Annotated in this window: 19 protein-coding genes; 10 read left to right on the plus strand and 9 right to left on the minus strand. The window is 36.6% G+C overall.

Features of this window, described 5'->3' with window-relative positions; all coding sequences use genetic code 11:
- Together HC728_RS15425 and HC728_RS15430 are read right to left on the minus strand one after the other, a co-directional pair.
- On the minus strand, nt 1-211 hold a 211-nt coding region (locus HC728_RS15425; protein ID WP_190395718.1), incomplete at its 3' end, for a transposase domain-containing protein.
- Nucleotides 212-348: 137 nt separating this feature from the next.
- Entirely contained in the window at nt 349-1,563 is a 1,215-nt protein-coding gene (locus HC728_RS15430) for an ROK family protein (protein ID WP_011263354.1), read from the minus strand.
- A 183-nt stretch (nt 1,564-1,746) separates the two neighbouring features.
- Here HC728_RS15430 and queE point away from each other — a divergent pair, with 183 nt between their 5' ends.
- Nucleotides 1,747-2,427, plus strand: a complete 681-nt coding sequence (gene queE, locus HC728_RS15435; RefSeq protein ID WP_054775749.1) for a 7-carboxy-7-deazaguanine synthase QueE — start codon at nt 1,747-1,749, stop codon at nt 2,425-2,427.
- 101 nt (nt 2,428-2,528) lie between these two features.
- Nucleotides 2,529-3,974, plus strand: coding sequence for a pyruvate kinase (gene pyk, locus HC728_RS15440; RefSeq protein ID WP_005422658.1), 1,446 nt, complete (start codon nt 2,529-2,531; stop codon nt 3,972-3,974).
- Nucleotides 3,975-4,053: 79 nt separating this feature from the next.
- Here the strand turns inward: pyk and nagZ are convergent, their stop codons facing one another.
- Nucleotides 4,054-5,049 (minus strand): beta-N-acetylhexosaminidase, encoded by a 996-nt coding sequence (gene nagZ, locus HC728_RS15445; protein ID WP_065597524.1) that lies wholly within the window; start codon nt 5,047-5,049, stop codon nt 4,054-4,056.
- Nucleotides 5,050-5,221: 172 nt separating this feature from the next.
- Here nagZ and HC728_RS15450 point away from each other — a divergent pair, with 172 nt between their 5' ends.
- The 8 genes from HC728_RS15450 to gltS all read left to right on the plus strand — a co-directional run bounded on the left by HC728_RS15450 (nt 5,222) and on the right by gltS (nt 14,917).
- Nucleotides 5,222-6,325 carry an anhydro-N-acetylmuramic acid kinase gene (locus tag HC728_RS15450; RefSeq protein ID WP_017018655.1) on the plus strand — a complete coding sequence of 368 codons (1,104 nt, stop codon included), beginning with the start codon at nt 5,222-5,224 and terminating at the stop codon, nt 6,323-6,325.
- A gap of 34 nt (nt 6,326-6,359) precedes the next feature.
- Nucleotides 6,360-7,226: a (2Fe-2S)-binding protein gene (locus HC728_RS15455; protein ID WP_065604596.1), complete on the plus strand. Its 867-nt coding sequence runs from the start codon at nt 6,360-6,362 to the stop codon at nt 7,224-7,226.
- Nucleotides 7,227-7,399: 173 nt separating this feature from the next.
- Nucleotides 7,400-8,323 (plus strand): porin, encoded by a 924-nt coding sequence (locus HC728_RS15460; RefSeq protein WP_190395719.1) that lies wholly within the window; start codon nt 7,400-7,402, stop codon nt 8,321-8,323.
- Nucleotides 8,324-8,468: 145 nt separating this feature from the next.
- Nucleotides 8,469-8,705: an RNA-binding protein gene (locus HC728_RS15465; RefSeq protein WP_005422642.1), complete on the plus strand. Its 237-nt coding sequence runs from the start codon at nt 8,469-8,471 to the stop codon at nt 8,703-8,705.
- Nucleotides 8,706-8,840: 135 nt separating this feature from the next.
- On the plus strand, nt 8,841-10,541 hold the full coding sequence (locus HC728_RS15470) for an RluA family pseudouridine synthase (RefSeq protein WP_190395720.1): 1,701 nt from the start codon (nt 8,841-8,843) through the stop codon (nt 10,539-10,541).
- A gap of 4 nt (nt 10,542-10,545) precedes the next feature.
- Nucleotides 10,546-12,252, plus strand: coding sequence for an RluA family pseudouridine synthase (locus HC728_RS15475; RefSeq protein WP_190395736.1), 1,707 nt, complete (start codon nt 10,546-10,548; stop codon nt 12,250-12,252).
- Nucleotides 12,253-12,438: 186 nt separating this feature from the next.
- On the plus strand, nt 12,439-13,536 hold the full coding sequence (gene rodA / locus HC728_RS15480) for a rod shape-determining protein RodA (protein ID WP_065604593.1): 1,098 nt from the start codon (nt 12,439-12,441) through the stop codon (nt 13,534-13,536).
- A 157-nt stretch (nt 13,537-13,693) separates the two neighbouring features.
- Nucleotides 13,694-14,917 (plus strand): sodium/glutamate symporter, encoded by a 1,224-nt coding sequence (gene gltS / locus HC728_RS15485; protein WP_005422625.1) that lies wholly within the window; start codon nt 13,694-13,696, stop codon nt 14,915-14,917.
- 58 nt (nt 14,918-14,975) lie between these two features.
- Here gltS and HC728_RS15490 read toward each other — a convergent pair whose 3' ends face one another.
- The 6 genes from HC728_RS15490 to HC728_RS15515 form a co-directional block, all read right to left on the minus strand.
- On the minus strand, nt 14,976-16,604 hold the full coding sequence (locus tag HC728_RS15490) for a methyl-accepting chemotaxis protein (protein WP_190395721.1): 1,629 nt from the start codon (nt 16,602-16,604) through the stop codon (nt 14,976-14,978).
- Nucleotides 16,605-16,679: 75 nt separating this feature from the next.
- Nucleotides 16,680-16,919: a hypothetical protein gene (locus HC728_RS15495; protein WP_012535537.1), complete on the minus strand. Its 240-nt coding sequence runs from the start codon at nt 16,917-16,919 to the stop codon at nt 16,680-16,682.
- A 23-nt stretch (nt 16,920-16,942) separates the two neighbouring features.
- The gene (locus HC728_RS15500) at nt 16,943-17,986 is read right to left on the minus strand and encodes an HlyD family secretion protein (protein ID WP_190395722.1); all 1,044 of its coding nucleotides are present in this window, start codon (nt 17,984-17,986) and stop codon (nt 16,943-16,945) included.
- Between the two features lie 5 nt (nt 17,987-17,991).
- On the minus strand, nt 17,992-19,305 hold the full coding sequence (locus tag HC728_RS15505) for a glycosyltransferase (RefSeq protein ID WP_017018663.1): 1,314 nt from the start codon (nt 19,303-19,305) through the stop codon (nt 17,992-17,994).
- Nucleotides 19,305-20,657 carry a diguanylate cyclase gene (locus HC728_RS15510; RefSeq protein ID WP_190395723.1) on the minus strand — a complete coding sequence of 451 codons (1,353 nt, stop codon included), beginning with the start codon at nt 20,655-20,657 and terminating at the stop codon, nt 19,305-19,307. Before HC728_RS15510 ends, HC728_RS15505 begins: the two co-directional genes overlap by 1 nt.
- 120 nt (nt 20,658-20,777) lie before the next feature.
- Nucleotides 20,778-22,070, minus strand: a complete 1,293-nt coding sequence (locus HC728_RS15515) for a sensor domain-containing diguanylate cyclase (RefSeq protein WP_065639849.1) — start codon at nt 22,068-22,070, stop codon at nt 20,778-20,780.
- Nucleotides 22,071-22,109 lie beyond the last annotated feature (39 nt).

The raw sequence follows: 22,109 nt of genomic DNA on the forward strand, positions 1-22,109 counted from the left end.
CCCAAATAGATTGCTGTCGAAAAAGGCTCATTCCTACAACGGACCAAAGTACAGCTTCTAAAGGTAATCGCCTCCTTCTAACCGTTGCTACACCGGCTTGTTCGAAGCCTTGCTGAATCAATTCAGGACTAAGAATATCAGAATATCTATCAAAGTGATGAAAGGTATTACATGATTGAAAAGTATTCGCAAGTTGGCTTTCTAAAGACATAAAAAAATCCGATATTAGTTTCCTAATATCGGATTTTGAAGCATTTTGAGGATCGGTCAAATGATCTCAAAAATTTCTTAACTGATCGGCATTACAGCCAAATTCGCTGCTCTTTTTTAATACTTTACAGTGAGATATTAACCTTCTATCACCTTCATTAGCAATGAACCATCACACATTGCTTGCTTAACCAGTGCAGCTCCTGGCATGGTTGCTTGAGTATAAAAACGACTCTCAACCAATTGCGTATCTTTTGCATATAGTGGCAATACTTGGTTTTGAATAGAATCCATGATGATTGGGTACAAAATGTCTTTCGAAAGGTTAATTTCCCCACCTATCAATATCATTTCTGGGTTAAATAGATTTACCATAATAGCTATGGCTTCACCCAAATTATGTCCAAGTTCAGTTATGACTTGTTTTGCTAATACATCACCTTGGTTTGCGGCAAGACAAATGTTTTCAATCGTAATCGTCTGATCTTTCAAGACGGTTTGATGACCATTATTAATCAAGTTTTTTACTTGATCACGAATCGCCTTTGCACTTGCTACGGTTTCTAAGCAACCTGTATTACCACAATGACAACGAGCACCCAATTTATTGATCTTGATGTGTCCCATTTCACCGATATTACCTGTTCTACCTTGCAGCACTTCCCCATTCATAATGATCCCAGCACCAACACCATGATGAATCGACACTAAAATAGAATTATCGATATTTTTTGAATTACCAAACAGCTTTTCTGCTAATGCCCAACTTCTTGTATCGTTCCCTATGAATACTGGTAAGCCTGTAGATTCGTAGATCTTAGGGCCCAATGGTAAATTTTTCACATTATAGTGAGGCATTTGAATGATCAGACCTTGTGAAGAAATAACTAATCCCGGTAATGACACCGCAATGCTAGTAATTCGTCCTAAAATCTTAGAATGCTTTTGAAAGAACACGTTAATTTCATTTAATAACTTAGCAAGTAACTCATCTTGCTCAATCTCTTTAATTAACTGTCTTTCTTCTATCAGTTGCTCTCCACCAAGACTGTGCAAAGCGATAGTTAAGTAGCCACGACCTAATCTAAGAGATAAGAATTGCCAGCCTTCATTGTCCACTTCAAGGCCAATTGCCGGTCTACCACGACTATTTGCTTCTTGTACTTGAGTTTCTTTGATAAGGTGTGCGTCAAGAAGTTCGCGTGTGATTTTGGTAATACTAGCCGGCGCTAGATTACTCTCTTTAGAAAGATCGATGCGCGAGATAGGGCCAAGTTGGTCAATTAACTTATACACCCGGCCCGCATTTACTTGTTTTAAATGATCAATGTGTCCGGGTTGGGCCACGTACATACGTATCTCCAGTAAAAAATATATCAATTAATTGAATTTTTTTACTTTGCGAACAAATTGTGAAGCTTAAGTATTTACCTACGTGATATCTATCACGAAGATTATGAAATATTTACGAAAAATGCGACTTCACAACGAATTTTAACGCCAAATTTTATAGTTTTTTATTTGAGTAAAATAATTATGTCAGCACCATTATTTAAAATTAACGAGTTATTCGAGACCATTCAAGGCGAAGGAACATTTACCGGTGTTCCATCTATATTTTTACGCTTACAAGGTTGCCCTGTTGGTTGTTCTTGGTGTGATACAAAGCAAACTTGGGATGTTGAATTAAGTGATCAAACGGATTTACAAACCATTTTAGCAAAAACGGAAGATACCCCTAGTTGGACAGAACTGTCGAGCACTCAAATAATTGAAATGTTGGAAAATCAAGGTTATACCGCAAAGCACATGGTGATTACTGGTGGTGAACCATGTATGTATGATCTTACTTCATTAACTCAAGAACTAGAGCTGCACGGTTATCGCTGCCAAATAGAAACCAGTGGTACTTACCCTATTCTTGCTTCAGAGAATACTTGGGTGACAGTGTCACCAAAAATCAACATGAAAGGCAAATTACCAGTTCTGCCAGTCGCCCTATCTCGTGCAAATGAGATTAAACATCCAGTTGGTACAACAAAAGATATTGAACAACTTGATGCATTATTAGAAGGTGTTGAGTTACTCGATAATGTCACTATCGCACTTCAGCCAATTAGCCAAAAACCAAGAGCTACCGAACTTTGTATTGAAACGTGTATCAAAAGAAATTGGCGACTTTCTATTCAAACGCACAAATATTTAGCGATTGCGTGAGAATTTTTTACATTTACCCTGTTTGAGTCATGGTATTGTCACTATTGCCGATATATGTTTAAGCATAGGAAAAATAAAACAACATCCACTTTGGAGATTATATGTCTAACAGACTACGTAGAACAAAAATCGTTACCACTCTTGGCCCTGCAACAGATCGTGATAATAACCTAGAAAAAATCATTGCCGCTGGCGCAAACGTTGTTCGTATGAACTTCTCTCACGGTAGCCCAGAAGATCACATTGAGCGTACACGAAAAGTTCGTGAAATCGCAGCAAAACTTGGTACTCACGTTGCTATTCTAGGTGACTTACAAGGCCCTAAGATCCGTGTTTCTACGTTTAAAGAAGGTAAAATCCAATTAGCTATTGGTGATAAATTCACACTAGATAGCGATTTACCTAAAGGTGAAGGTAACCAAGACTCTGTTGGCCTTGATTACAAAGAACTGCCTCAAGATGTAACTACTGGCGACGTTCTTCTTCTTGATGATGGCCGTGTACAACTGCGTGTAACTGCTGTTGAAGGCAACAAAGTACACACAGAAGTAACGGTTGCTGGTCCCCTATCAAACAATAAAGGCATCAACAAACAAGGTGGTGGTCTTTCTGCTGACGCTCTAACTGAAAAAGACAAAGCTGACATCATTACAGCTGCTGCAATGAAAGTTGATTACCTAGCGGTTTCTTTCCCACGTAACGGCGAAGACATGAACTACGCTCGTCGTCTAGCTCGTGATGCAGGTCTTGAAGCGCAATTAGTTGCTAAAGTTGAACGTGCTGAAACGGTAGCGTCTGAAGAAGCACTGGATGACATCATCCTTGCATCTGATGTTGTTATGGTTGCACGTGGTGACCTAGGTGTTGAAATTGGCGACCCGGAGCTAGTTGGTGTTCAGAAACAACTGATCCGTCGTGCTCGTAGCCTTAACCGTACGGTTATTACTGCAACACAAATGATGGAATCAATGATTTCTAGCCCAATGCCTACTCGTGCTGAAGTAATGGACGTTGCTAACGCCGTTCTTGATGGTACAGATGCGGTAATGCTTTCTGCTGAAACAGCGGCTGGTGACTTCCCTGTTGAGACTGTAACATCAATGGCTGGCGTTTGTATGGGTGCTGAAAAAGTACCAACAGTTAACGTATCTAACCACCGTTTAGACCGTCGCTTCACGACACCAGAAGAAACAATCGCAATGTCTACTATGTATGCAGCAAACCACATGGAAGGCATCACAGCGATGATCACACTTACTGAGTCTGGTCGTACTCCACTTATGATGTCTCGTCTAAGCTCTGGTCTACCTATCTTTGCTCTATCTCGCAACGAAGGTACGCTAAACCGTGCAGCGCTTTACCGTGGTGTGACTCCAGTATTCTTTGATGAGAAAGCAGATTCAGGTCTTCCATCAACTTATGCTGCAATCAACACACTAAAATCTAAAGGTTTACTATCAACTGGCGACCAAGTAATCATCACTCAAGGTGACGTTATGGATATCGTTGGTTCGACAAACTGTATGCGTATTATTACTGTTGAGTAATTAAACATCGCATAAAATAAAAGCCCCGCTGTTAAATCAACATCGGGGCTTTTTTATTTAATCCAAAAACGATATTTAGCTATGATTTCCAACCATCATAAGCACGAGTGATAAGCTCACTCGCTTCTTTCCACTCTCTTGTACCTAGCAATGTTTTTCTATCAAAATGCTGTGTTTTTAATAATGCATCCGCTTTAGCTACTGACTGAATAGTAAGATTATCCAATACTTCTACCGCTGATTTACGGTTATTACACATCAAGAGCATATCACAGCCGGCATCTAACGCTTGTTGAGAGCGCTCTGCTGGACCACCCATAATGGTTGCCCCTTCCATGCTTAGATCATCTGAAAAGACTAAACCATTGAAGTTAAGTTGCTTACGAAGCACTTCTTTTAACCAATAAGATGAGCCACTTGCTGGTGATGAATCATATTCAGGATAAATAACATGAGCAGGCATCATTGCATCTAAAATACCCGCTTCAATTTGAGCTTTAAAGATTGCCATATCAAATTCAAAAATATTGTTACGGTTATCATAAGGCGTTTCTAGATGCGAATCAGCAATAACACCACCATGACCAGGGAAATGTTTACCCGTCGTTGAGGTTCCTGCCGATTTCATACCTTGCATGAATGCTGTGCTGTACTTAACAATCGTATTAATGTCATCGCCAAAAGCACGATTACCAATGGCTTTACAATCAAATCCATTATCTAAAACTGGGGCAAAAGTAAGGTCAATATCATGAGCGACTAGCTCTGCACATAATAACCAACCCGCCGTTTTAGCCAGTTCAAGTCCGTTATCCATTTCAGCATAGGCTTGTGCTGGTGGAATAAGCGTAAACTCATCTCTAAAGCGCTGAACACGTCCACCTTCTTGATCGACACCGATAAGAATTGGTCGACCTGCTGCTTTACGGATGGATGCAGTCAATGCCGCTAACTGTTTTGGATCATGATAATTTCGAGCAAATAAAATCAATCCCCCAACGGTTGGGTGCTGAAGTAACTCACGCTCTTCTGCATCAATCTCATATCCTTCAACATCTAGCCATAATGGGCCCATAGCATTCTCCAAATCATCTTAATTTTTATAGGCTTAAAGTATCATGCTCGTTATCATTTTGAAATCTCATATATGGCAATTTTATGTCAATAGTGTGAGTAATATAGATATAATCTTATGACTTTATGGCACAATAAAACCGTTAATAAATCCGTAGTTATGGAGTATATACATGGAAAAATACATTGGCTTAATGTCTGGAACCAGTTTGGATGGTGTGGATGCCGTCATCGTTGAGACTAACGGTACAACAATCAATCTACTTGGTCATGCTGATTATCCTATGGATCCACAACTAAAAGCGGATTTACTTGCTGTATGCACGGGACAACAAACCAATTTAAAAGTGGTTGGTGAAATAGATCATCGTCTTGGTCATCTTTTTGCCGATGCAACTCTTCATTTACTGAGTACTTTACATATTGCCCCCTCTGACATCACAGCGATTGGCAGCCATGGTCAAACGGTGTTTCACTCACCTGATGCAGAATTCCCTTTTACTATGCAACTTGGTGATAGCAATATTATTGCAGCAAAAACAGGTATTGATACGGTTGCCGATTTTCGTAGAAAAGACATGGCATTAGGAGGCCAAGGTGCTCCTTTAGTTCCTGCTTTTCATAACACCTTATTTGGAAAGCCAGACAGCACCAATGTAATTCTAAATATTGGCGGTATCTCTAATATCTCTATTTTACAAAAAGACTCTCCTGTTATTGGTTATGACACAGGCCCTGGCAATATGTTGATGGATTCATGGATTACTGAACATAAAGGGGAAAGTTACGATAAAGATGGCGCATGGGCTCGTTCTGGTCAAATTATTGATGAACTGCTCAACCAACTAAAAACACACGATTATTTCGCACGCCCATACCCGAAAAGCACTGGACGAGAGCTATTTAATTTAGATTGGTTTGCACAATACATCGAAAATAAACCGTATCAACCACAAGATGTTCAAGCAACACTATTAGAATTCACCGTGACAACTATTGTTGATCAAGTGATCCGATTCCAAGTTGGCAATGACACTAAGCTATTAGTCTGTGGTGGCGGAGCTCATAACCAGTTTTTAATGGAGCGTCTGCAACATCATTTACCTAATTGGGCAGTTTCCACCACTAACGACTACAATGTAGATAGTGACAATATGGAAGCAATGGCCTTTGCATGGCTTGCTCATCAAAGAATTCATGGCTTGCCAAGTAATGAACCTGATGTGACAGGTGCTTCTCGTTATGCGAGTTTAGGTGTAATCTACCCGGCTAATTAAAACCAATAAAAACAATTAAGAACTTGCTTATATTATGCATATTTCAGCTCAACTACAGCCACTTTGGCGCAGCAAAAAATCATCAGAATCATGCCATTCTTTAAAAGACCAATTGGCGTGGCTGCATGATGCTGACGATAACTTTAAACTTAAAGCAATAAATCAAGACAAACTGGATGATAAGCACCAGCCTCTTAATACTTGGTTATCCGCTAACTTAACTCAGGCTATTGAGTTATTTTCAAAGAAAACAGAAGTTAATCATAATGTTGCGGCCTCTATGTGGCTAAAATCGTTTAACAACCAATTCTTCACCAGTTTGGTGGCGCTTCGTTTAAAGTTTAATCGAGTTCCTGTTATTCAATTTAATGATATTTTCATTTCCACTCCTAACGGAGAAAAAATAAAGTCCTTACAAATCAATAATAATTGTCATTTTGTTTGCTTAGATGATGATCCGTTAGCAACAAGTTCACAATCAACGGTAGTAGCAAGCCATGAACAACTGGATGACGCTTTTACTCACCTCATCCAGCAAATTGGAGGTGGTTTAAGTGTATTATTTGAAAAAGAACGATTAAAACACCGCCCATTTTGGGGAAGTATTTCACTAGCTGTCAGTGTCTTCTTCATGCGTTTAACCGAAAAAGGACTTTCTGCGGATCTTGCTAAACAAATACTCCCTAACGCACAGCAATGGTTATCTAATATCATGCCTGATATAGGGAAAGATCTTGCGCATATTCATGTAGCAGAAAAAAAAGAACGAGCCATTTTGTACATTCAGCGTGAAACTTGTTGTTTAAAATATAAAATCGACGGCAAGAAAAAATGCGCGACCTGTCACCTGTTATCTGATGAAGAACGAATCAAGAAAAACAGTAAACGTATCCCTTCATAATCCTTTCTCCTACCAATGTGTCATCTCAACTCTGTCACACAGATGACACATTAGTTTTATAAATGTTAAATAAAACTTACATCAATCCTTAATATGAGTTTTCTATCTTAGATCCCAAGCAAATAACTAGGCCAAAACGGGGTGTTTTGGTTAATTTAAAGGTATGGAATCTAATGAAAAAATTACTACTATCAACGGCTATCGTTTCATCTTTTGTATCAACTCCTCTTTTAGCAGCAACGGTTTACGATCAAGATGACACTCAATTAAAAGTTGGTGGCAGAGCCGAAGCACGTGCAAATATTTCTGATAATAATGAATCAGCAACCGAGAGCTCGTTTCAAGATAAGAGCCGTGCACGCATCAATTTAAAAGGTAAAACCAAGATCAATGAAGATTTAGGTGCGTTTGGTACTTATGAAGTCGAAATTGCTGATGGGAAAAACAATCTAGTGAATACCCGTTATCTATTTGCTGGTCTAAGTACTACCTTTGGCAATTTCTCATACGGACAGCAAGATTCTGCACAAGTAATGCTTACTGATTACACCGATATTTTAGCTACATTTGGTGGTGATGCTGCAGACTTAACGGATGGTAACAAAGATAAACGTGAAAATAACTTTGTATACTCTGGTGAATTTGATGCTTTAACCGTGCAAGCAAACTACATTGCGAGTAATACCAAGAAAAGTGATAGCTTTGGCCTATCTGGCATGTATGCCCTACCAATTGGCTTAGATTTGGGGTTAGGTTATACCTCTGGTGAACAAGCAGGGCTAGATGCCGACCAAATTAACCTTGCCCTTCGCTACACACTTGATGCGTTCATGGTTTCAGGTTTATTCACAACAGGTGAAATCGACAAGATCGATGCTACCGGTTACGAACTCGCCGCCGCTTATAAAATGGATAAATGGGTGTTCCAAGGCGTTTATAACTACCAAGAAGTTGATAGCAAAGACACTGAAAACAACGTTGCTATTGAAGCTATCTACAAACTAAACAAAAGTTTCCGCACATATGCAGGATACAAATTTGAACAAATTGATGATTTAGATGATCAAATTCAATTTGGTCTACGCTACGATTTCTAAGTTTTATGAATTTTAGCACTCTGGGTGGAGGGCTAAAACCAAATCCGAAATGGCTTAATCGCTGTTTCGGATTTTCTATTTTGCATATACCCAGAACCGAATTTCTGCTATAACGTACTCTTAAATCACTATTATATGGTTAATCATGAAATTACTTGTTCGCAATCTTCCTCGTACTATGTCTGAATTTGAACTACGTGAAATGTTTAAAAAACACGGAGAATTTAAATACTGCAAAATAGTATTAGACGAAATTACAGGTGAATCAAAAGGATTTGGTTTTGTTGAAATGCTTGACGAAGAAGAAGCATTAGCAGCAATCGCCGCTGAAGATGGCAAAAAGTTTGGTAAACTTAAAATCCGCGTAAAAGCAGCTGAATAATCATTTGCTTTTGTCAATGACCATCAATCGCTATTCATCCATTAATGGTCATTGGTATTGCTGTGGTTTGATATAATATCGAACCACGCACTCTTCTTTACCCCCTATTCATTTGCTTTCAAATATAAAACTATTATGCCTATCTCCAATCCTTGTTTTACTTCATTTACTCAGTCTATCGACGGTTATACACTTCCTGAAAAATTCACTTTCCCTTTTTGTTATGAACCACATCCTTTATGTGAACTTGCAGCAGAAGAGTTACAACGTCACTTAGAGACACAACAAGAATGGCATCATAATTTCGGCCTATCTGGTGATAAAAGCAATGCGATTGGTAAAATGTTTGGCGTATTATTAGTGAAAGCACCAACGGGTGAAATTGGCTATTTATCCGCATTCTCAGGCAAAGTTGCTGACAGTAATCATCTCCCTCATTTTGTACCACCTGTATTTGATATGCTGGAAGAAGACGGTTTTTTCAAAACTGAACTTGCAGAAATCACAGAGATCAATGCAACAATTAAACAGCTCGAAGCTAATCCACAATTATCTCACTTAACGACCTCTATCCAATCCGAAATTAATGCGTCACTACAACAGATAGAAATTCAACGCCAAGTAATGATTGAAGGGCGAAAATCTCGTAAAGCACAACGAGCTGCGGCTGAAATCACAGCTCAAGATGGTACGCAAAAAAGCGCAGATGAATTAGAACAACTCAAAGTGGTACTTGGCAAAGAAAGCGTTAAAGAAAAAAATACCTTACGCGATATTAAATTCATGTGGGATGAAAAAATAAGCGCGCTTCAATGCCAACTTAATGAATTAGAAGATGCACTTAATGAATTAAAAACCAAGCGAAAAAATCTATCTAACGGATTACAAAAGAAACTGTTTCAGCAATACAAGTTTTTAAATACCCATGGTATTGAGAAAGATCTTAACGATATTTTCAAAGATACACCAAACCAGATCCCACCAGCCGGTTCTGGCGAATGTGCTGCACCTAAATTACTTCAATATGCCTTTGCACATAGTTTCACACCACTTGCACTGGCGGAGTTTTGGTGGGGCATTGCTCCAAAATCTGAAATCCGCCAACATAAAAAATTCTATGCGTCATGTCAGAGTAAATGCCAGCCAATTTTAGGTCATATGCTTGATGGAATTGAAATGGATGATAACCCACTGCTTATTAACCCAGCAGAAGGGAAAGATCTTGAAATCGTCTATGAAGATGAATTTATGGTTGTAGTAAATAAACCAGCTGATTTTTTATCTGTTCCAGGTAAAAACATCCAAGATTCAGTTTATGCACGCATACAACAACGTTACCCCGATGCGACTGGCGGGTTAATCATTCATCGCTTGGACATGGCAACATCAGGATTACTTGTTTTAGGCCTTACGCCAAAAGCACACAAACGCTTACAACAACAATTTATTAATCGAACGGTAGAAAAGCGCTACACAGCTCTACTTGATGGCGTTTTAGAACAAGATGAAGGGCTGATTACTTTGCCTATGCGTGGTGATTTATATGATCGCCCTCGCCAATTAGTGTGTTTTGAGCATGGGAAATCTGCAGAAACCACCTACCAAGTGATTGAGCGTAAAGAGAATAAAACCAAAGTCTACCTTTACCCTAAAACAGGTCGAACGCATCAACTTAGAGTGCATTGTGCTCATTATCTTGGTTTAAATATGCCAATTACAGGTGATGGTTTATATGGAAAAAAAGCAAATCGCTTACATCTACATGCTGGTTATTTATCGTTAATTCATCCTATCACTAAAGAATCGATGGAATTTAATGTCGAAGCGGAATTTTAATGTCATGTGTAACAATACATTAGCCCACAAATTTATTCGTTTATCCGATAATATTGATGGTATTGATCTGCCTCAACATTTTACGTTCCCGTATTATTATGCACCTCACCCATTAGCAAAATTAGCAATGGATGATCTGCAACACTATTTAGATACTCAAAATGAGTGGCAACACAGCTGTAGCGTTAACGGAAAAATGTTTGGCGTATTGGTAGTTAAAAACCAACAAGACGAAATTGGTTATCTTGCATCTTTTGCCGCTCAAGATGCAGATAAACAACCTGAATTAAGTCACACGCCTGATTTTTTTGTTGATGCTATTTTTGATAAAACGAATCACGATTCTCTTTGCGCCCAACAAAGATCAGAGCTGCAACATCTAAAAAGTCATATTCATCAATTAGAAAATGACCCTGAGTTTATTGAGCTAAAAGAAAAACTGTCCGTTAATCAACAGCAAGCTGAACATGAAATCACCCAGTTTCAACAGGCTATGGCTGACGCTAAAAAGCAACGTAAGCGACAACGTGCAGAGGCAGAGTCAAATACCTTATCTCCTCTGGCTCCTGATGATTTACGCACTCTTATTTCTGAGCTAGGTAATCAAAGTAGCCGAGAAAAAAGAGCATTTAAACAATTAAAGCAAGATTGGCAAAACACGCTTTTGACGCTCTCTACTCAATACAACGAAAATGAGTATCGCATTTCACAAGCGAAATTAGCGTATGATAATTTAGTACAACGACTTCATATTGATGCACTAAAAGCAACGCAATTTCTTAATTCTAATGGCGTGACCAAAAGTCTATTCGAATTATTTAAATACAGTGATTCAGACCAACTGAAACAAGAACCTATCGCCAATTCAAGTGAGCAGAACTGCCCTAAACTTTTACAAACTGCATTTATATTGGGTTATACACCTTTAGCGTTAGGGGAATTTTGGTGGGGAGTGTCGCCTTATGACCAAATTCGTCAGCATAAAAACTTATACCCTGTTTGTCAGAGTAAATGCTTTGAAATTCTAGAGCACATGCTTGAAGGAATAAGCACAAACGACAGCCCATTAGAGCAAACTCCATCTTATGGTAAAGAATTAGAGATCGTATATGAAGACGATGTGCTTGTTGTCGTCAATAAGCCCGCCGAATTTTTATCCGTATCAGGGAAATACATTTCAGATTCTGTTCATGCACGTATTCAAGCTCGTTACCCTAACGCAACAGGACCACTGATTGTTCATCGTTTAGATATGTCGACTTCTGGTTTATTGGTTCTTACATTAACAGCTGAATCGAATAAACAGGTTCAAAAACAATTTATCGAACGTACGGTTGAAAAACGTTATACCGCATTACTTGAAGGTAATATTGAAACCGATAATGGGACGATTAATTTACCGTTAACCGGTGATATGGAAGATCGCCCACGCCAAATGGTTTGTCATAAAAGTGGCCGCAAAGCAGAAACACACTACCAAGTCATCGCTCAAGAAGGTAAAAGAACCAAAGTACACCTTTACCCACACACGGGTCGCACCCATCAATTGCGTGTTCATTGTGCCCATCAAGCGGGATTAAACACCCCTATTGTTGGTGATGATCTTTATGGTTTTAAAGCAAACAGACTGCATTTACACGCTGGGTATTTAAAATTCAAACACCCGATAACCAATGAAACGGTTGAATTCTCGTGCCCTGAAGATTTCTAACCGATAATGCTTTACCTATTTTTGTCTTCTAACTGCATAAAATAACCCGTCATTAAGAGAAATGTTGGGTTATCCCTTTCATTACATCATTAATATATTGCATTTATTTATAAAGAGGTTAATTTAGGTCTCCTTATCAACACCGCAAACACAGTGCCTTTTCACTTTGTCTGATGAATTAACATTATGTATGACTACAAACCACGAATAGACTACGCTTTACTTGCTGCAATTTTAGTATTAATTGTGCTTGGCTCTTTAACCGTTTGGAGCGCAAGTGGTTTTAGTGAGCCTATGTTAGAGCGTCACTTAGTACGAGCAATGATCGCCATTGGTTGTATTGTCGTAATGTCAGGCATATCCCCTATGCATTATCAACGCTCAGCTCCTTTTCTATATGGACTAGCTGTTGTTCTTCTCATTGGGGTAATTATTGCCGGTGATAGCACTAACGGCTCACAACGTTGGTTGGTAATAGGACCAATTCGATTTCAACCTTCCGAATTAGTTAAAGTTGCAATTCCTCTCATGGTTGCCTGGATACTAGCAGCAGAAGCAACACGCCCTGATTTAAAAAAAATAGGGATTTGTTTGCTTGTTACTGCAGTGCCTGCTGGTTTAATTTTTATTCAACCCGATCTTGATGGTGCAATTTTTACTGTTATATATGCCCTATTTGTTCTGTATTTTGCTGGTATGAGTTGGAAAATCATCGGCTCTTTTCTTGCAACTGTAGCGACTGCCGTCCCGCTTTTATGGATATTCGTTATGGAAGCGTATCAGAAAAAGCGTGTTACTCAGTTTCTTGACCCTGAGTCGGATCCGCTTGGTGCAGGCTACCAAATTATTCAATCTTTAATTGCTATTGGCTCTGGCGGACTACGTGGTAAAGGTTGGATGAATGCGACACAAGGACATCTGGGGTTTATTCCTGAAAGTCACACTGACTTCATTTTTTCTACTTATGCAGAAGAATGGGGATTTTTCGGCTGTGCTCTACTGTTATCACTGTATTTATTCATCACTGGACGCGTAATTTGGTTAGCTTATCAAAGCGAAAGTACCTTTACTCGTTTGGTGAGTAGTACCTTTGCATTAAGCTTCTTCTTGTATGCCTTCATTAATATGGGCATGGTAAGTGGTTTACTTCCTGTAATGGGTAGTCCACTTCCATTTTTCAGTTATGGTGGTACAGCAATGATAACCCAAGGTATTTGCTTTGGTATTGTCATGTCATTGTGTTTATACAAACCATACAAACCAAACCGCCCAGATAGAATCTAAGGCTACTTTTCTTTGTCATAAATCGTTCATTATTCATCCACTTGAATTATGAACTTTTTATGACAGTGAATATTTATAGTGACATTATCAATAACTTGGCATAATCTCGATCTTTCCCGTCACACCTCTTGGTTTGATATATTTATTTCGAGCTATTATGACAAACTCACTATCAATCGGCGCATTAGAATCATTTCTAATAGCAATCGCTGTGCTTTTTCTGGGTCATTTCATCAACTCAAAAATTGACCTTTTCAAAAAATATAATATCCCTGAACCTATCGTTGGGGGATTAATTGTCGCCTTTGCAATTACGGCTTTGCATTTTCAAGGAATTAGCCTTGAGTTTTCTCTGCCTCTTCAAAATACCTTCATGCTAATGTTTTTTAGTACCGTTGGTCTTGCAGCAAATTACACTCAATTGCTTAAAGGTGGCACTAAAGTTTTCCTATTTTTAGCTGTCGCTTCGTTTTATATCATCATACAAAATGCCGTTGGTGTTGGCCTTGCCTCAGCAATGGGGTTAGATCCATTGCTAGGTTTAATCGCAGGTTCTATTACCTTATCTGGCGGACACGGTACGGGTGCAGCTTGGTCACAAACCTTTGCTGACGCTTATCAATTAAACACACTTGAACTTGCGATGGCATCGGCAACGTTTGGTCTAATTATGGGTGGTTTAATTGGTAGCCCTATCGCGCAGCGACTTATTCAAAAGCATAAGTTAGAATCTGAATATGGCGCAGGTACAAATACGCACGACCGTTTTCCTGAGCTAATTACTTATAACGAACGTGAAGAAGACAAAGTGACAGCTAAAAAGGTTATTGAAATCTTATTCATCTTACTTATCTGTGTTACCGGCTCTAAGCATTTAAGTAATTTTGTAAACAGTTTCGATATTGCTTGGCTTAAAATTCCTGATTTTGTTTATGCGTTATTTATTGGTGTTTTCATTACTAATATTTGTGAAGTAACGAAAGTTAAAAAGATAGATAATGAAACCGTTGATATCCTTGGAACCGTTTCACTGTCGCTGTTTTTAGCAATGGCGTTAATGAGTTTAAAACTGTGGAACATCTTTGATCTTGCGATTCCATTTTTAATTATCTTAACGATTCAAACGATTGTTTTAGCCCTATTCTCTTATTTCATTACTTTTAGAGTCATGGGTTCAAATTATGATGCTGCTGTCATGGTTGGCGGGCATTGTGGATTTGGACTTGGCGCTACGCCAACAGCAGTTATGAACATGGGTTCTTTAGTATCTCGCTTTGGGCCTTCACCTCAAGCTTTCATGGTGGTTCCTATTGTAGGAGCATTCTTTATTGATATTACGAACTTAATTATCTTACAAGCTTATATTAGCTTTATTGGATAAATAAATCGGTAAATAAAAAAGCTATAAGGCACCACGCCTTATAGCTTTATCTTCATCACTACAATTTAAACTGCTCTACGTTTTTCGACAAATTAGAAATGCTCTTATTCATGTTCTTAACTTGTTCAAAAATCACACTCGATACATCCATACACACTTGAGACATGTCTCTCACATTAATCGCATTTCCGTTAATTTCTTCAATAACACAGCTCTGCTCTTCACTTGCTGTTGATATTTGATGGCTCATATCTGAAATTGAGTTTAAGTTGTTATCGACAATTTCAATATTATTTCGAGATATTGTCGATTGTTCTACACACTCTTTAATCGTTGTCTGACTCAGCTCCATTTTTTCACTTACATCATGAGTTTTAGCCTGTAAGTTTGAAATAATGTTATTAATCTCAATCGTAGAGTGTTGTGTTTTCTGTGCTAACACTCGAACTTCATCAGCAACCACAGCAAAGCCTCTTCCTTGTTCCCCAGCCCTTGCCGCTTCAATTGCAGCGTTTAGTGCTAATAAGTTTGTTTGATCTGCTATGTTACTGATCATATCTAAAACACTTGAGATCTTGTTACTGTCGTTACGTAATTCCGCAATCAAAGCATTACATTCATCGATCTCACTTGAAGCTAGATTGATAACTTCAGAAGTATTAGAAACCATTTGCTTAGTTTGGTTACACTCTTTAGATGCATCAGAAGTGAAGTTCGCAGAGTTATTGATATTATTTGTAATCTCACTTGAAGCGCATTGCATTTCATTGATCGCTGTTGCAAGCATATCAACAGAGTTAAGCTGTTGAACAATGGCCTTCTCGTTTTCTTTAGATTGCTCATTCATCAAACTAAATGCATCATTACTAACATCAATACTCTCTTTAACTGCATTAATCACTGTCACAATTTTTAATCTGAAAGAACGAATAGACATCATAATGCTACCGATTTCGTCATTAATGAAATCGTTACTATCAATGAAGCTACACACTTTCCCACTTCTTAAATCTAACGAAATAAACTGATCTAATGATGAGTTAATTAATGCGATACGTCGATTTAAATCTTTTGAGATGTATAAACCACTTAAGATTGATATCAGTGTTATCGATACAATAACAAATATTGCAAAATACAGTGTGTTCAATCGGTCTTGTTTAGATGTCTGTCTGTATTCTTCAAGGAAAACATTTATCTTATTAGATAAGTAGCTAATATTATTATTAATTTCTTCATATAATCCAAGACTATCACCAACTAGTTTCGCTCTTGGCTCTGCTAATCGACGATCTCTAATATCATTGATGTAATTAACATATGCGTTAATTTCGTTGTTTAGCGTTGCTAATTGTGTTTTCTCTTTTTTTATCACATCTAAATCAAACTCACTATATGAATTTAATAATGAATTAATGTCATAAATTAACTTATCTCTTGCAGTTACCTCTTCTTCATCTTCAAATCGAATAGATATTAAAGCTAAATCTGTTCGTCTTAGCGATATTAATTTCTTTTCGAAATTATCAAAAATTTCTGTTGATTGAATTACTTGTCTAAATAAAAACTGTTCAGTCTTATCATTATCTACATAATTCATATAAATAATATTAAGGGCTACAAATAAACCTGTTGCATTAAATGCCACTAGGAATAGAATTTTATTTCTTAATGAAATGTTTTTCATATTACACACGTCCATAATCCTAATATAACATTAAGATCCTAATTTATAATAATAAATGGTTTTTGTTTTATAGAACTAATCTAACTTCTTTAGTATTTCACTAAGAGTTAAACAATTTTTCAGCATTAACTCACGCTGTTCATATTTAAGAGTAGAATTTGATAATTCACTAATAAGCCAGTCATTAAGGCTTATTAATTTTATTATTGTCTCTTTGTTATTTTTATATAATTCATTATCTTTCTCTATAGCAAATCTTAAAATTTCACACGAGTCTAAAATTTTGTTTGTTAAATAAATATAATCGACTTTCATTTACAACCTCCATTATAATAATTTTAAAAAGAAACTTGTACAGGCATCCCTTCAACCCATTGCTCTTTCGTTATTTTTTTCTTTAATGTCACTTTAACTTTTAACAATGATTTTGGCCCCTCAAACGGTTTAGCCAACTGAGCTGGTAACTTAGTTGTGGTTTCGATAGCTAAAGATACGTTGCCCTTTAATCTTTCACGGTTTGGAAGTATGACGGTAACAGCACTGCCTTCTTTCGCTTTCTCAATAAATTTAGGTTCTAAGTACGCTATGACAAATGGCTCAGCCTTAGATGCGATAGTCGCTAATACATCACCCTTTTTTATTCTTTGCCCTATTACTGTATTAATTTCTACGATATTTCCGTCATATGGCGAATCAATACTTAGTAGCTTTTTCTGACTTAGCTTAGTAACTAACTCTTGATTTAATGAACGAAGTACTTGAGCAATACCACCAGCTAATTCAACTTGAATACTATCTATTACTGCTTTTTGGTATCCTATGTCCGCACTAGTTAGCGTATTTTGCGCACTATTATACATACCGATAATATTGGCATAATCAACTTGTGATACTTTCCCTTCTTTAATGAATTTGTCATAATTCAGTTTTATTTTCTTTATGCTGTCTAAATTATCTTTCGCATTTCTAATAGCTAACAAATAAGACTTTAGATCATGTTGTACTTTAGACTTTCTTTTATTTAAATTAGCTAACTCTGTTTTAATAAACTGAATATCTGAATCTAATACGGGATCATTTAACTCTAAAACATTCCGACCATAAAATATCTCATTCCCCTCTTTGACATTTATAGCTGTAACCATACTGTCTTGAGGAGCGGTTATCACAACTGGACTTGTTGTAATAATCCCTGGTGCTAAAGTAAGTATATATTGTTGAAAAAAAACGTATGCTATTATTAATATAGGACTTAACACTAATGCTAAAATACAATACCAACGAAATCGATATCCGCCTCTCTTAGCACTTCCGTATATAATTTTCATTCCATTATCAGATGTTGGTTGCTTATCTTTTTCTAAGTGAAATTTTACTTTCATAATATTTAAAATCTTTTTCCACGTTTAAGTACCCACCAAGGTGCCATGCTTGACTCCTCATGACTTCTTCTAGTTATTTCATTTACCATTGAAAATGCAGTTATTAACCTCATAAAAAATGCATATATAGGATAAAGAGGTAACCATATTGATAATTTAATATCTTCTTTCGGTCTTTCTGAAACAAGACCAATGTAAATTGAAAAAGTTAAAACAATAAATGTTATGTATATTAGATAAATAAACAAAAGCATTGAGAGTACAAATGTAATTGGATAACTTAAACAAACATATAAACTAAACAATGCCATTAATAATGGTAGAACCACGTTTTGAATTACACCGTAAACTAACGTATAAACAAAGTTGCCCCAACCTAACAAACTCGGGCTTAATCCCTGTTTATGTTTTCTTAAAAAGAGAAAAAGTAAATCGCCATCCCATCTTAACCGCTGCATTAACAATATTTTTAACGTATCTGGAGCATCAGTATGCCCAACCGAATGAGGAGTAAATGCTAAACGGCTATTTGGATGTCGTCCTTTATATTGTTTTAGTCGCATGGTTAAATCGAGATCTTCAGCCGTATGAGTATCCCAACCACCAACTCGCTTAATCACTTCAATCCGAAATGCACCAAAAGCACCAGAGATATTGTTTAAGACTCCCCAATTACTCATTCCGGTTTTACCCGTCTGCATGGACATCATATATTCAAGAGATTGCATTCTGGTTAATAAATTAGCATCCCAATTTCGGACACGAAGTGCGCCTCCAGAGGCTAAAACATTTGGATCTGAAAACTGCTTAGCCATTTCCCATGCCATGTTGTTGTCAAATGAAGTATCTCCATCAACATTAATGACTAAATCATTTTTTGCTTCCGATAAACCAGCATTTAAGGTAGATACACGGCCACCTCTTTGCCATTTAGCGATGACTTTAACGGTACGCATTTGCTTATGCTGATGCTTGTTAGCACCGTATAAGGCTGCTTGATAAGTCTCCGCATTTTGTTTGGCACCATCCACTACAACTAAAATTTCTATCTTATTAGGATAAATCTGCTCAACCAGTGTATCGATCGTTTCACTAATGGCTTCCCCTTCTCCATAACAAGTAATAATAAAGCTAATTGAAGGGCACGATGTTGCTTCTAGTTCTGATAAATTAACAGACCAACGCAAAACACCACTCGCAACTAAAATAAATAGGGGCATTTCGATTAAGATCATGATTGGAAATAATATAAATATTAATTCTGTATCTTCACTTATCATCCCCACTATTGAGTAAAAGATGTATTCAAATTCACTCATTACTCAATAGTACCAAGTTCATCAACTAACCACTTTGCCGCATCATCCTGAAGGGATACATTAGGCAAAGACCATATATGAACATTCAGAAGCACCAACTCTGACTCAATTTTTTCAGCAATGAGTTCAATCTTCTTTTGCAAAACTGGTAATGAATCAATTGGAGTCATCGGCATTAATAATAGGATCATATCTGAGCGATATTGGCAGCAAATATCGGTATCACGTAGTATTGAGTTAAGGTCATTCGATATTTGATCAATCAACTTCATCAATTTCGTTTCACCAAATTGGGCAGAATATTCTTCAATGCCCGCGAGCTTTATCCCTAATAAGATATGTGAATGCTGGTGACGAATTGCCAATTTATTTATCCATACAAGCAAATTATCAAATGAATCCTCATCAATAAGCCCTTTTAGTGTTAACTCTTGATGAAAAGATTGATGCCCATACATCATTAAATTTTTAACCTGATCACCCGCTTTATAGGTACTTATATGACGGGTGATTAAATCATCAATCTCATTACTGTCGGTACAAGACAAACAACGAACACGAGCAACCGATTCTGAAAAACTATAATCACAATCCAAACATTTATAGCTTTCAAGCGGTCTGTCGTAATCTACCCCAATATGACGCAATTGAGTTAAACAAGTAGGACATTCTAATTTCCCACGTTGCATAAAGTGATCTTGTTTGCCTACATGCCCACAAGTAAAACAATGTAATGAAACCATCTCTTCTATGTCGACACTCTTACATGATGGACATGTTTCAATATAGTTTTGATGACCGCTATTGCACGATGGACATAATCGAATTCGATCCACTGTATACTCTTTCTTTAGAAACCCTCTTTTAGTTTCTAATTGAAGATAATTATTGGATGCATTTTTATATCCAATGTACGCAGTTATCAGTGGATAGTGATAAAGTTCTTTTTTACTGCTGTCACACAATGGTTTTAAACACCTTTCAGTGCCTAACCAAAGCCAAGCAAGCAATTTATCCAGAGGTTCATCTTTTATCAAAGCTAACTTCGCTTTATGTAGCATCCACTGTTCAGCCACATTAGTCGGTGTCCATACTCCATCGGAAAGATGAGAGCTTAACTTGCTCGCTTTTAATACATATATATGCCAATTCCATAGCTGTAATTTAGAATGCAGATATTCTAATGTTCTATCTTGTTCTTCAGGTGGTAATGACACAATACAAATAGCTGGCCCGTGTAATAAAAGAGCATCAGCACTCTTTACATGAATTATATTAATGTCACTTCCATACACTGATTTAGATTCACCGATAACATAAACAGGAATAGACACTGAACTTTCCATCTTCATAAAATAACCATTTGTGCAGCAAACCAAAAATAATTGGTATTAACGTTTGATAAAAAATAGTCATCCCCAAAAAGGGAAATGACTATCTATATAAGATAAATAAGAAACAGAACTTTAGATTTATACTTTATTTCTATTTTTATATTGAAACTTTGCTTGATACATTCTTTTATCAGCTATGCGGATTAAATCCTCTAGAATTAAGCCATCAACTGGATAAACACTGTAACCTGTACTAATGCCTATATTTATTACAACATCACTAAGTGATAAAGACTCAGATATTATTTCAAATAAATTATTAATAAATACATCAACGTCAACACTTTCATTTTTATTTAAGAGTATTGAAAACTCATCACCGCCTAATCTATATACCGTACCTTTATTATCGATAAAAGAAGTCATCCTTTTAGATACTTCAATGAGTAGTTGATCTCCGATTTCATGACCATAAATATCATTGATCTTTTTAAAACCATTTAAATCACAGAAAAATAAGATGGAACTCTTAAAATTCTTCTTAGCATCTTTATCAAATGCTCTTCGATTATAAATACCAGTCAATGAATCAACATAAGACAGTTCATACATTTTTTCTTTTTTTATCAACAAGCGATAAAACATGTAAGTTATAAGTGATAAAGCAAAAACAAAGAAAACTAAAATATAGGTTTTGTAGGTATATTCCAATTCATTAATCCATTTACCTGGAGAACCCACGGATATCAACCAATGTTGGTTTAAAACACTAAATTCATGTTCAACAGCATTTACTAAGTCATCAGGTGATGATTCACTAATAACTATTTTGTTATTACTATTTTTTTGTATCACACTCAGTTTATAGTTGTATCCGCCATCACATAACTCAGATAATGATAAAGTATTTAAGAAATCATTTACCTTAAGTATAATGATACTAAAACCCCAAAACGTATTAAAATCCTTGCCAACAAAAATAGGTGTTCTAATTATTAGTCCAATCCCACCTTGGAATAATTCAAGTGGTTCAGACATAATACTGACTCTATTATCTCTAGCATAGATAGCATCTCCCCTTCTTTTTTTATCTGTAAACAAATCGATATACACATTTTCATTTCCTTTCTCTGGATATGCATATTTCACTGTGCCATTAGGCGCTAATTGTAAACTCTTAATTACTTTGTTTTTTTCGATTAAGTTCTTAGATATTGAAGTGAAGTCGTTTTTTGATATGAAAGAATCATTCTTAAAAAGCATATACTTATAAACTTTTGATAAGGTTAAGTATTCATTTACTTTTATTAAAATTTCACTTTCATATTTTTTTAATAAGTGTCGCATATTCGTCTTATTTCTTTCTTCAGTAAGGTTATTACTTAAATCAAAAATAAAATATCCGACACTCATATAAATAAATGACAGCATCACTACAATGCCGATTCTTTTTAGTCTTAATGCTTTATA

This window comes from Aliivibrio sp. S10_S31 (assembly GCF_014694495.1).
Classification (GTDB): Bacteria; Pseudomonadota; Gammaproteobacteria; order Enterobacterales; family Vibrionaceae; genus Aliivibrio; species Aliivibrio fischeri.